The organism is Lentzea albidocapillata subsp. violacea, from assembly GCF_900100275.1.
GTDB classification, from domain to species: Bacteria; Actinomycetota; Actinomycetes; order Mycobacteriales; family Pseudonocardiaceae; genus Lentzea; species Lentzea violacea.
The window spans coordinates 98,479-111,062 of record NZ_FNET01000014.1; the positions used below are offsets into that span (position 1 = coordinate 98,479).

8 protein-coding genes are annotated in these 12,584 nt (G+C 69.1%); 4 read left to right on the plus strand and 4 right to left on the minus strand.

The features are described 5' to 3' along the window. Window positions 1–375: 375 nt before the first annotated feature. The 3 genes from BLR21_RS27920 to BLR21_RS27930 all read left to right on the plus strand — a co-directional run bounded on the left by BLR21_RS27920 (window position 376) and on the right by BLR21_RS27930 (window position 6,534). Entirely contained in the window at window positions 376–5,319 is a 4,944-nt protein-coding gene (locus tag BLR21_RS27920; RefSeq protein ID WP_090010244.1) for an NAD-glutamate dehydrogenase, read from the plus strand. 164 nt (window positions 5,320–5,483) lie between these two features. Next, the gene (locus BLR21_RS27925) at window positions 5,484–5,915 is read left to right on the plus strand and encodes an acyl-CoA thioesterase (protein WP_090010247.1); all 432 of its coding nucleotides are present in this window, start codon (window positions 5,484–5,486) and stop codon (window positions 5,913–5,915) included. Then, on the plus strand, window positions 5,908–6,534 hold the full coding sequence (locus BLR21_RS27930) for a DUF8010 domain-containing protein (protein ID WP_090010576.1): 627 nt from the start codon (window positions 5,908–5,910) through the stop codon (window positions 6,532–6,534). The genes BLR21_RS27925 and BLR21_RS27930 overlap by 8 nt, the downstream gene beginning before the upstream one ends. A gap of 63 nt (window positions 6,535–6,597) precedes the next feature. Here BLR21_RS27930 and BLR21_RS27935 read toward each other — a convergent pair whose 3' ends face one another. The 4 genes from BLR21_RS27935 to BLR21_RS27950 all read right to left on the minus strand — a co-directional run bounded on the left by BLR21_RS27935 (window position 6,598) and on the right by BLR21_RS27950 (window position 11,763). Beyond that, on the minus strand, window positions 6,598–8,190 hold the full coding sequence (locus BLR21_RS27935) for a glycoside hydrolase family 13 protein (RefSeq protein WP_084402204.1): 1,593 nt from the start codon (window positions 8,188–8,190) through the stop codon (window positions 6,598–6,600). 57 nt (window positions 8,191–8,247) lie between these two features. Further along, a complete protein-coding gene (locus BLR21_RS27940) occupies window positions 8,248–8,631 on the minus strand; it encodes a globin (protein WP_256334983.1) in 384 nt (127 codons plus the stop codon). 118 nt (window positions 8,632–8,749) lie between these two features. Then, window positions 8,750–9,580 carry a mechanosensitive ion channel family protein gene (locus BLR21_RS27945; protein WP_051770738.1) on the minus strand — a complete coding sequence of 277 codons (831 nt, stop codon included), beginning with the start codon at window positions 9,578–9,580 and terminating at the stop codon, window positions 8,750–8,752. A gap of 86 nt (window positions 9,581–9,666) precedes the next feature. Next, window positions 9,667–11,763 (minus strand): prolyl oligopeptidase family serine peptidase, encoded by a 2,097-nt coding sequence (locus tag BLR21_RS27950; RefSeq protein ID WP_090010253.1) that lies wholly within the window; start codon window positions 11,761–11,763, stop codon window positions 9,667–9,669. Between the two features lie 239 nt (window positions 11,764–12,002). Between BLR21_RS27950 and BLR21_RS27955 the strand changes: the two genes are divergently transcribed. Beyond that, entirely contained in the window at window positions 12,003–12,584 is a 582-nt protein-coding gene (locus tag BLR21_RS27955; RefSeq protein ID WP_420843918.1) for an HNH endonuclease, read from the plus strand.

The window sequence follows — 12,584 nt, forward strand, 5'->3', positions numbered from 1 at the left end:
CCAGCACCACACCTCAAGCCTTGCCCAACCCCGCTGGCCCGGTGCCGGGCGAGGAGGCGGGGGAGCGGCTGCGCGGCGACCGGTGGTGGGCCGGTCGGTGATGTTCTGCGGTTCGGCGGTGGTCACGATGCCGCTGGGCCCATGATCGGATGAAAGCGGTGGACCGGCCGGGTGTCGGGGCCGGCGGAGTTCGCCGGTGCCCGGTCGGGTCCGTTGTGCGGAAAGCCTTGTCGCCACTGATGACGTGACTCGATTCAGCCCACGATTCAGTGGTCCGTCAGTGCCCCTCCCGTTGCCGGTGACGGCCGCCACCCCATCTAGGGTGGGGTCGGACCCGGCACACAGAGGTGCCGGATAGCGTGGAGTCGCCTGAAGATGACCTCGACTGGAGCCCCGACCCGAACCGACGACGTCTCCGCGGCCACCGCCGCGGGTGATGGCAGTCCAACGGCCAGTCCTGAGCAGGTCCGTGACGAGCTGATCGAACGGGCCGCCGCCAATGCCCCCGAACTCGCTGATCTGATCCGCCTCTTCTACCGGCACGTGCCCGCCGAGGAAGTCAACGACGACGACCCGGTGGACCTGGTCGGAGCGGTGCGGTCGAACTACCAGCTCGCCGAGAGCCGTGTTCCCGGACGCGCCGCTGTGCGCATCCTGAACCCGACCCGCGGGACCGACGGGTGGCAGTGTCCCGTCACCGTGGTCCAGGTCGTCACCGACGACATGCCCTACCTCGTCGACTCGGTCGCGTCCGAGCTCACGCGGGGTGGCGTGCAGGTGCAGCGCGTTGTGCACCCGATCGTCGTCGTGCGGCGTGATCCGGTCACCGGCGAGCGCACCGAGGTGCTGCCGACCGCCGATCCGGCCGATCCGCCCGCCGACGCGCTGGCCGAGTCGTGGATGAACATCGAGGTCGACCTCATCACCGACCCCGATCGTGCCCGCGAGCTCGAGACGCGGCTGCTGTCGGTGCTGACCGACGTCCGTGAGGTCGTCGAGGACACCGATCGCATGGCCGCGACGGCGCTGCAGCTGGCCGAGCAGCTGGAGAAGGACTCGTCCGAGGCCACCGAGGACGGCTCGAAGCTGCTCAGGTGGCTCGCGGACGGGCACTTCACGTTCATGGGCTACCGGCAGTACGAGCTGGTGCGCGAGGACGGTGAACCGGCGCTGCGGGCCGTGCTCGCGAGCGGTCTCGGCGTGCTGCGCCAGGACAGCCTCGCCGCGCGCAGCCTCACCGCCGGGCCGGACAACGGCGCGCAGGCGCTCAGCCCGGACCTGCTGGTGCTGACGCAGGCGAGTGCGCAGAGCAGCGTGCACCGCAGCGTCTACCCCTACTACGTGGGCGTGAAGACGTTCGACGCCGAGGGCAACGTCTCCGGCGAGCACCGCTTCCTGGGCATCTTCAGCACCACCGCGCTGCACGAGAACGTGCTCGACATCCCGGTGATCGAGCGCCGCGTGCGCGACGTGATCCACCGCGCGGGCTTCCCGCTGCAGTCGTACTCCGGGCAGCGGATGCTCGAGGTCATCCAGAACTACCCCCGCACCGAGCTGTTCTCGGTGGACGCCGAGACGCTCTACCAGGTGACGACGGGTGTCATCGCGCTCGCGGAACGCCGCCGGCTGCGGCTGTTCCTGCGCCGCGACCCGTTCGGCCGCTTCTTCTCGTGCCTGGTCTACCTGCCGCGCGACCGCTACACGACGACGAGCCGCCTCGCGATGCAGGAGGTGCTGCTCGCCGAGCTCGGCGGCCTGAACCTCGAGTACAGCGCGCGCATCGGCGAGTCCGCGCTGGCCCGCGTGCACTTCATGGTGCACACGGATCCCGCTCGCACGCTGGAGCCGGACGTCCACGCGATCCAGGGCAAGCTCGCCGAGGCCGTGCGCAGCTGGGACGACCGCATGGTCGAGGCCGTCGTCGGTGACAACGGCGAGCTCGGCGCCGAGTCGGCCACGGAGCAGGGCCAGCGGTTCGCCACGGTCTTCCCCGAGGCCTACAAGGAGGACTTCTCCGCCGCCACGGGGCTCGAGGACTACCGGCGCATCGAGGCGCTCGCCGAGGGCGACCTCGACATGGTCTTCTACGTGCCCGAGAACGCCGAGGCGGGGGAGCGGCGCTTCAAGCTCTTCGTGACCGGCGAGGGCATCACCCTGTCGGACGTGCTGCCGATGTTGCAGCGCATGGGCGTCATCGTGGTCGACGAGCGGCCGTACGAGATCGCGCGCGAAGACGGCGTGCAGTGCTGGATCTACGACTTCGGCCTGCGCATCGACAAGGCCGCGCTCGCCCAGCTGTCCGAGGCCGACCTCGACCACGTGCGGGTGCGCTTCCAGGACGCGTTCGCCGCCGTCTGGCGCGGTGAGGCCGAGGTCGACAGGTTCAACTCGCTGGTGCTGCAGGCCGGGCTCACCTGGCAGCAGGCCGCGATGCTGCGCGCGTACGCGAAGTACCTGCGGCAGGCCGGCACGCCGTACTCGCAGGACTACATCGAGGACGCCGTGCTCGGCCACACCAGCGTGGCCATCGCGCTGGTCGCGTTGTTCGAGGCCCGGTTCGACCCGCGGCTCGACGACGCCACGCGCGCCGACCGCACCGAGACGATGGTCGTCGAGACCGGCAAGCTGATCGACGACGTCACGAGCCTCGACGCGGACCGGATCCTGCGCAACCTGCTCACGCTGATCAACGCCACGCTGCGGACGAACTACTTCTTCCGCGACGCGGAGGGCACCGCGCGGCCGTACCTGTCGGTCAAGCTCGACCCGCAGGCCATCCCGGAGCTGCCGCAGCCGCGCCCGAAGTTCGAGATCTTCGTGTACTCGCCACGCGTCGAGGGCGTGCACCTGCGCTTCGGCAGCGTCGCGCGCGGTGGTCTGCGCTGGTCCGACCGTCGCGAGGACTTCCGCACGGAGGTGCTCGGCCTGGTCAAGGCGCAGGCCGTGAAGAACGCGGTGATCGTGCCGGTCGGCGCGAAGGGCGGCTTCGTCGTCAAGAAGCCGATCGCCCCCACCGGCGACCCCGGCATCGACCGCGAGAACTTCATGTCCGAGGGCATCGCCTGCTACAAGATGTTCATCTCGGGCCTGCTCGACCTCACCGACAATCTGATCAACAACGAGGTCGTGCCCGCGTCGCAGGTCGTGCGCTACGACGCCGACGACACGTACCTGGTCGTGGCCGCGGACAAGGGCACCGCGACGTTCTCCGACATCGCGAACGGCGTCAGCCAGAGCTACGGTTTCTGGCTTGGTGACGCGTTCGCCTCCGGCGGCTCGATCGGCTACGACCACAAGGCCATGGGCATCACGGCCAAGGGCGCGTGGGAGAGCGTGAAGCGCTCGTTCCGCGAGCTCGGCGTGGACACGCAGACCGAGGAGTTCACGGTCGTCGGCATCGGCGACATGTCCGGTGACGTGTTCGGCAACGGCATGATGCTCTCGGAGCACATCCGGCTCGTGGCCGCGTTCGACCACCGGCACATCTTCATCGACCCGAACCCGGTCGCGGACACGTCGTTCGCCGAGCGCGTGCGCCTGTTCAACGTGCCGCGCTCGTCGTGGGACGACTACGACCGCTCGCTCATCAGCGAGGGCGGCGGCATCTTCCCGCTCACCGCCAAGTCGATCCCGATCTCCGAGCCGGCCCGCGTCGCGCTCGGGCTCGACGAGGGCGTCGTGAAGCTCTCGCCGCCGGAGCTCAAGAAGGCGATCCTCCTCGCGCCGGTCGACCTGCTCTGGAACGGCGGCATCGGCACGTACGTCAAGGCGTCGACCGAGTCGCACGGGGATGTCGGCGACAAGGCGAACGACTCGATCCGCGTCAACGGCGACGAGCTGCGCGTCAAGGTCGTCGGTGAGGGCGGCAACCTGGGCCTGACCCAGCGCGGCCGCATCGAGTTCGCCCGCAAGGGCGGCAAGGTCAACACGGACGCGCTCGACAACTCGGCCGGCGTCGACTGCTCCGACCACGAGGTCAACATCAAGATCCTGCTGGACCACCTGGTCCGGGAGGGATCGCTGGACCAGTTGCAGCGCAACGAGGTCCTCGCCGAGATGACCGACGAGGTCAGCGACCTCGTGCTGGCGGACAACTACTCGCAGAACAACGTCCTCGGCGTCAGCCGGGCGCACGCCGCCCCGATGCTGTCGGTGCACGCGCGTCTCACGGCGGACCTGGAGCAGCGCGGCGCGCTCAACCGCAAGCTGGAGGCACTGCCGAGCGCGGCGGAGTTCAAGGCGCTGGAGAAGCAGGGTTCGGGCCTCACCTCACCGGAACTCTCCACGCTGCTCGCGTTCACCAAGCTCACGCTGAAGGAAGAGCTGCTCGCGAGCGACATCCCGACGATCGACACGTTCACCCGCAAGCTCCCGGACTACTTCCCGAGCCTGCTGCGCGAACGCTTCGGCGCCGAGATCCCGAACCACCCGCTGGCCCGGCAGATCATCACGACGGTCGTCGTCAACGAGGTCGTCGACGGCGGTGGCGTGTCCTACGCCTTCCGCCTGGCCGAGGAGATGAGCGCGCCGGTGACGGACGCGGTCCGCTCCTACGCCGTCGTCACCCAGGTCTTCGACCTGCCGCGGATCTGGCGCGAGATCCAGGCGCTCGACACCGTGGTGCCGACGGACGTCCAGGACAGCATGGTGCTGGAGACCCGCCGCCTGCTGGACCGCGCGTCCCGCTGGCTGCTCTCCAACCGTCCCCAGCCGCTCCAGGTCGGCTCGACGATCAACCGCTTCCGCGGCGTGGTCGAGGAGCTCAGCCCCTTCGCCTTCGAACTGTTGCAGGGCAAGGAACTGGACGTCGTCGCCGGCAAGGCGGACCGGTACGTCGAACAGGGCGTCCCGGCCGAGCTGGCCCGCAAGGTGGCCGCGCTGCTCTACATGTACGGCCTGCTCGACGTCACCGAGATCGCCGAACTGGCCGAACGCGAGTTCGGCCCGACCGGCGGCGCGGGCCCGGAGCGCACGCACCGGGAGACGGCCGAGCTGTACTTCGCGCTGTCCGACCACCTCGACATCGACCACATGCTGGACTCGGTGACGAGCCTGGAGCGCGGCAACCGCTGGCACGCCCTGGCCCGGCTGGCTCTCCGCGACGACTTCTACTCGTCGCTGCGGGCCATCTCCGTCGACGTGCTGAGGGCGAGCGACGAGGGCGACACGCCGACCGAGAAGATCTCCAAGTGGGAGCAGGCCAACGCTTCCCGCCTGGCTCGCGCGCGCGGCGCGCTGGAGGAGATCAACCGGGTCCACCAGCTGGACCTCGCGACCCTGTCCGTCGCCGCCCGTCAGGTGCGGAGCATGGTCAGGTAGTACCGAGCGAGAACCGGGGCGCCGCGGAATCCCCTCCGCGGCGCCCCGGCCGTTCTCAGACCACCACTACGCGGGACATAGATCGAGTATCGAGAGCTGCTTATCGATTTTCAATCGGCCGGTGTGGAGGTCCTGTGCAGGTCGGTCAACGGTAGGGTCCCTGCATGGGTGTCTTCGTCACTGGTGTGCGGCCTCGATGGTCGGACATGGATGCGTTCGGCCACGTCAACCACGCGAACACGGTGACATTGCTGGAAGAAGCCCGCATCGAGCTGCTGTTCACCGAAGCCGCCCGCCACGGGGTCAAGGAACTGGCCGAGGGCATGGTCGTGGCGAAGCTCGTGGTCGAGTACCTCGCGCCGATCGTGTTCACCGGCGAAAGCGTCGTGGTGGAGTTGTCGGTGCGGGAGTTGAAGTCCGCGTCGCTGACGCTCGACTACGTGGTGCGCGGCAGCCGTGACGCGAACAGCCCGGTGGTGGTCAGGGCGGAGACGCTGATGGCGCCCTACAACGTGACGACAGCACGACCGCGCAGGCTGACCGAGGCCGAGCGCGACTTTCTCGCCGGGTGGCGGGCAGGGGGAAATGGTGCCTGAGCTGGTGTTGGCCGACGCGGCCGAGAGAGACGACCTCGGGGCGTTCGCCGCGCGGGCCGTGCGCCTCGACGCGCAGACCGTCGTACGGCTGCGCAACCGCAATGAGGAACTGCTCGACGCGTGGGTGGCCACGCCGTTCGACGCGCTCGCGACGCGAACCGTTACGGGACAAGCGACTCCGGCGGACGTCACGGTGTCCGGCTCGGAGCTGCTGACGGGCCTCGCGGTGATGCGCGACGAACGCATCGATCCGGGCCCCGCCAAGGACCTGATGTGGCGCTCGGCCCTGCCGCCCGCCGAGGGCTGGCTGATGGTCGACCGGCTGCCGGTCGAGGTCATCGCCAAACTCGCGGACGAGGGTGTCGAGGTGGCGCGGGAGAATACCGGACCGCAGGGCACGCCGCCGGCCTCGTTGCTGGACCAGACGGTGCTGACCGTCAGCGGGTCCGGCCTGGACGTCAAGATCGCGCTGCGGGTCCTGTTCGCGTTGTCGGGCATGGGTTTCCTCGGCGAGGACGGCGACGTGCGGGTGACCGCGACCGACTCGTGGCTGCGGATCGACGCCCGGTACGGCGCGGTCGTGCGGCGCCGTCACTCCATGCTGCCGCTGCTGATCTGACGCTCTTGAACGCGAAACAGCGCCCTGGGCCACGGCCAGGGCGCTGTTTCGCGTTGCAAGAACTCAGACGAGCCAGACGGCCGTGTCCGGCGGCAGCTGGTCGCCGTCCATCGGACCGGACGACAGCAGCACCTGGCCGGGAGGCAGCGGCACGGACGCGCCCGAGGTGTTCAGAGCGCAGATCAGCCCGCCACCCTTGCGCCGGAACGCGAAGCAGCCGGCCGGAGCGCCGTACCACTCGAGCTCCTCACCGGCGAAGCCCGCGTTGGACTTCCGGTGCTCCAACGCCTCGCGGTAGAGCGAGAGCATCGAGCCTGGGTCCTCCAACTGCGCCTCGGCCGTGAGGTGGTCCCATTCGTTCGGCTGCGGCAGCCAGGTGTTCACGGCCGTGGAGAACCCGAACGGCGGGCTGGTGCCCTCCCACGGGATCGGAACGCGGCAGCCGTCGCGGCCGCGCTCGGTGTGGCCGGAACGCTCCCAGGTCGGGTCCTGCAGGGCCCAGTCCGGCAGCTCCACGTTGGGCAGGCCGAGCTCTTCGCCGTTGTAGAGGTAGATCACGCCCGGCAGCGCCAGTTCGACCAGCGCCATCGCGCGGGCACGCTGCTCGCCCGGCGCGCCGCCGCCGTAGCGGGTCACGTGGCGCACGACGTCGTGGTTCGACAACGTCCACGTCGCGGGCGTGCCGGTCAGGGCGACCGCCCCCAGCGAGTGCTCGATCGCCGTGCGGACGGCGTCGGCGTCGAAGCCGGCCTCGACCAGCCGGAAGTTGAAGCCCAGGTGCAGCTCGTCGGGACGGACGTAGGCGGCGAAGCGCTCGTCGTCCTTCACCCAGATCTCGCCCACGGCCATGGTGCCGGGGTAGCCGTCCATGACCTTGCGGATCATGCGGTGGATCTCGTGCACGCCGTCGTTGTCGAAGCGCGGGTCGTGCACGTCGTCGGACAGCACGCCGGGAACCTGGGTGCGGATCTCCATGTCCGGCAGGCCTTCCGGCTTGGCCATGCCGTGGGCCACGTCGATGCGGAAGCCGTCGACCCCGCGGTCCAGCCAGAACCGCAGCGTGCGCTCCAGGTCGGCACGGACCTCCGGGTGCTCCCAGTTGAGGTCGGGCTGTTCCGGCGCGAACAGGTGCAGGTACCACTGGCCGTCCGGCACTCGGGTCCAGGCGGGGCCGCCGAAGACGGAGACCCAGTTGTTCGGCGGCTGCGAGCCGTCGAAGCCACGGCCCTCGCGGAAGATGTAGCGGGCGCGCTCCATGCTGCCCGGACCGGCCTGCAGGGCCTCCTGGAACCACTCGTGCAGGTCGCTCGAGTGGTTCGGGACCAGGTCGACCGTCACGCGGATGTTGTGCTCGTGCGCGTCCGCCACCAGCCGGTCGAACGCGGCCAGGTCGCCGAACAGCGGGTCGACGTCACGCGGGTCGGCCACGTCGTAGCCGTGGTCGGCCATCGGTGAGCGGTAGAACGGGGTGAGCCACAGGGCGTCGACCCCGAGCAGCTCCAGATAGCCGAGGCGGGAACGGATGCCGTCGAGGTCGCCGACGCCGTCGCCGTTGGAGTCGGCGAACGAACGCACGTAGACCTGGTAGAAGACGGCGTCACGCCACCAGGCGGACTCTTCGGCGATCTCGGGGGTGAGGTCGGAGGATCGGCGCACGGGGGGTCATCCTGCCATTCGTCTCGCTGCTAAAGGACCCGAACGGGTGATGGGCGGTCAGGACAGGCTGTTCACCAAGCTGTTCGCCGCCATCTCCATGTAGTCCCAGAGCTGCTTGCGGTGAGCCTCGTCCAAGCCGGCCTCGTCGACGGCGATCCTCATGCAGCGCAGCCACGCGTCCCGCTCGATCGGTCCGATCTTGAACGGGACGTGACGCATCCGCAGCCTCGGATGGCCCCGGTTGTCCGAGTAGGTGTGGGGTCCGCCCCAGTACTGCATGAGGAACAGCCGCAGCCGTTCCTCCGCAGGTCCGAGGTCCTCTTCGGGGTAGAGGGGCAGGAGGATCTCGTCGGCCTTCACCTCTTGGTAGAAGCGCGCGACGATGCGGTGGAACGTCTCCTCGCCACCGACCTGTTCGAAGAAGCTCACGGGGTTTCCCACGTACCCATCCTGACTCACGAGGGCCACCGCCCGCAGGCCGCCCCGGCTGTTGGCTCCGCCATAGGGTGGTGAACTGGCAGGACGCCGAATGATCATCGTCTCGAATGGGTGTTCTAACTCACTTGGCGGTGAAGCCGGCTTCCTCGAGGGCGGGCATCAGTTGCGCGCGCAGGTTGCGCTGGACCGCCCACTGACGGCCGGGGCGCGTCTTCGCGGTGACCCGCAGGGTGATGCCGTCCGACGTGAACTTCTCGACGCCGAGCACCTCGGGCTTGGCCGTGATGTCCGCCTTCAGCGGGTCCTTGTCGGCCACCTCGGCGACCTTGCGCTCCAGCACGCTGGTGGCTTCGGCGAGGTTCGCGCCGTAGCTCAGCGGCAGGTCGACGACGGCGACCGCGAAGCCCTGCGACGAGTTGCCGACGCGCAGGATCTCGCCGTTGCGGACGTACCAGACCGTGCCGCCGGTGTCCCGGATCGTGGTGGTGCGCAACGCGACCGCCTCGACGGTGCCGGTGGCCGGGCCCAGGTCGACGACGTCGCCGACGCCGTACTGGTCCTCCAGCAGCATGAACATGCCGGCCAGGAAGTCCTTCACCAGGTTCTGGGCGCCGAAACCGATGGCGACGCCCAGGATGCCCGCCGATGTCAGGATCGGCGTGATGTTGATGCCCACCACGATCAGGATCTCGAGGAAGGCGATGCCGAAGATCATGATCGTGACGATGGACTTGAGCACCGAGCCGATGGTCTTCGCACGCTGCTCCCGGCGCTCGGAGATCAGGTTTCCGAGCGCCTGGGGGGCCCGCTCGCGCAACGGCTTGAGCAGCCCCGGCTTCCTGCCTTCCTTGCCGGGCGTGGTGATCCGGTCGATGACCTTGCGCAGCAGAGCCCTGATCACGAAGGCGGCGATCAGGATCACGACGATCTTGATCGTGCCCGTGAGGATCATCGGGCCGTACTTGTCCACGAAGGTGACCGCCTCGGCGGCCTTGTTCGTGACGTCATCCACGGGACTGGTCACCTGGTCGTGCCCTCCTACAACTCCATGCCGGTGGCATTGGCCAAGAACGTCAGCTGGTCCACGGCGAGAGCCACCGTCCGGCTGACCGACCGGCCCGCGTGACCGACCTCGGTCTCGCGGCGGATCAGCACGGGGTGCTTGGTCGGATCACTTGACGAAGCGTGCTGCAGTGCCGCGCACATCTTCCTGGCGTGGTTGGGGTCCACACGAGAATCCGACTCGAACACCGTGAACAAGACCGAAGGGTACTCAACGTCCGTTACCACCCGGTGATAAGGCGAGTAGGAGAGCAGCCAGCCCAGTTCCTCGGCAACGCCTGCGCTGCCGTACTCGTCGGCCCACAGCCGTCCGAGCAGGAACTTCTCGTAGCGCACCATGTCGAGCAGTGGCGCTGAGCACACCACGGCGGCGTAGAGCTCGGGGCGCTGGGTCAGCGCGGCACCCACGAGCAGGCCGCCATTGGAGCCTCCCATGATCGACAGCTGCTGCGGCGTGGTCCACCCGTCGCGGATCAGGCGTTCCGCGGCGGCATGGAAGTCGTCGAACACGTTCTGCTTGTTGGCGCGCATGCCGGCGACGTGCCAGTCCTCGCCTTCCTCGTCGCCGCCGCGCAACGACACGTGCACCCACACGCCGCCCGCCTCGACCCACGCGAGCGTCGTCGCGCTGTAGCCGGGACCGCGGCCGATCGCGAAGCCGCCGTAGCCGGTGAGCAGCGCGGGCCGGGGCAGGTCGGGCTTCTGCTCGCCGCTGACGACGAACATGTGGACCGTCGTGCCGTCCTTGGACGTGTACGCGATCTGCTGCGTCGTCACGGTGGGCAGCTCGACGCGACCCGGCGCGGCCTCGTGCAGCACCGTCTCACCCGCGGTCTTGGAGAACCGGAACACCGACTGCGGCGTCACGAAGTCCGTCCACCCGAACCACAGCGTGTCCTGGTCGTGGGGCGTCTGGGCGTCCACAACGGACATACCGTGCAGCGAACCCGTGCCGGGCAGCGGGATCTCCTGCTGGTGCGCACCGGTCGCGGCGTCGTGCAGGTGCAGTTCGGACACCGCGTGCCTGGTGCGCAGGACGACCAGGTCGCCGTTCAGCCAGCGCACCCCGTCGAGGACCGAGTCCGGTTCCTCGGCGATGAGCTCGGTCCACTCGGTGGGGTTCGCCGGGTCGGCCACGCACAGCCGCTGCCGGGGCGCGCCGTGATTGGTGTGCAGGTAGAGCCTGCCGTCGCGGGCGACGGACGCCGAGCACTGCACGCCGGCCTCGGTCAGGACCACGGGCACGAGCGCGCCGTCGCCGTGCAGGTCCGCGATCCACACGGAGTCGTGCTTCAGCGTGCTGGGTGCGCCGCTCACGACCAGCCAGCGGCCGTCGTGCGAGAGGTTCAGCGAGTAGTAGAAGGTGTGCGCCTGGCCGTCGCCGTGCACGTTGAGGTCCGTGTCCGGGTCCGTGCCGACGCGGTGACGCCACACGCGGCGGTGGAACAGCTTCTCGTCCTCGGGAAGCAGGTCCGGGTCGAGCTGGCGCACGTAGTAGAACTCGTCGCCGCCCGGCAGCCAGCCGATGGAGGAGTAGCGGCACCGGTCGATCGGGCCCTCGATGAGCCGGCCCGTCTCGACGTCGATGACGTGCAGCAGCGAGTGCTCGTTGCCGCCGATGGACACCTGGTAGGCCAGGCGGGTGCCTTCGAGGCTGGGGCACCAGCTGTCGAGCGTGGTCCGGCCGGACGGGTCGAGCGTGCTCACGTCGAGAAGCACGCGCTCGGTGCCGTCGCTCTCGCGCACCATGACGACGGGGTGGTCCTGCTCGGGGCCGCGGCGGGTGAAGAACGCTCTGCCCGCGCGCCAGGTCGGCGTGGACACCGAACCCGTGCGCATCAGCTCCTTGAGGCGCTCGCCCAGGCGTCGGCGGCCCGGCATCGCGTCCAGCCAGGAACGCGCGAGCACGTCCTGCGCCTGCGACCACTCCGCGGTGCGGGGGTCTGCCGTGTCCTCGAGCCAGCGGTACGGATCCGCGACTTCGCGCCCGTGGATCTGCTCGGCGAGGTTTAGCCGCTCGGCGATCGGGTAGGTGATCGTCGCAGGCAGTGGAGTGGAAGGTGCCTCTGTCACCTTGGCAAGGGTAGCGGGTTCTTGAAAACCATCTCCGATAGGGAGCTGGTTCACCCCAGGTTCGATCACACATCCATGACGCGTCACTTATCACACGTGATTTTTTCCTGGTAAGTGTGGTCTCCTAGGGCTGAACCGGTGGAGGTGGTCGCGTGCCAGACCGACAACCGACCCCTATCGGCGGCTCGCCACCAGGCGAGACGGCGCCGACGGTCCTCGCATGCCGAAATCAGCCCGACCTGCGGGCAGTGCCGGCTGGGGATCGAGACGGGGGAGGTACCGGTCCGATGCCGGCGGTCTTCCCCTGGGGAAGACGCAAGGTCCTGCTGCTGAACGCCACGTTCGAGCCGCTCACGGCGTTGTCACTGCGCCGCGCGGTCGTCCTCGTGGTGTGCGGGAAAGCCGAAGTCGTGCACGGAGACGCCTCCGGGCTGGTGCTGCACTCGTCGAAGTCCGAGGTGCTCGTACCGTCCGTGATCCGGCTGAGCTCCTACGTTCGCGTGCCTTATCGCGGTCGCGTGCCGATGACCCGTGCCGGGCTCATGCACCGCGACCGTTATCGCTGCGCCTACTGCGGCGGGCGGGCCGAGACGATCGACCACGTCGTGCCGCGCTCGCGTGGCGGACCTCACACCTGGACCAACTGCGTCGCCTGCTGCGCGAAGTGCAACCACCGCAAGGCGGACAAACTGCTGTCCGAGCTGGGCTGGCGGCTGCGCGTCGTTCCCGCGGCGCCGCGTGGCCCGCACTGGCGGCTGCTCGCCGGGGTGGCCGAGGCTGATCCGCAGTGGTTGCCGTACCTGGGTGAACCGGCGGCCTGA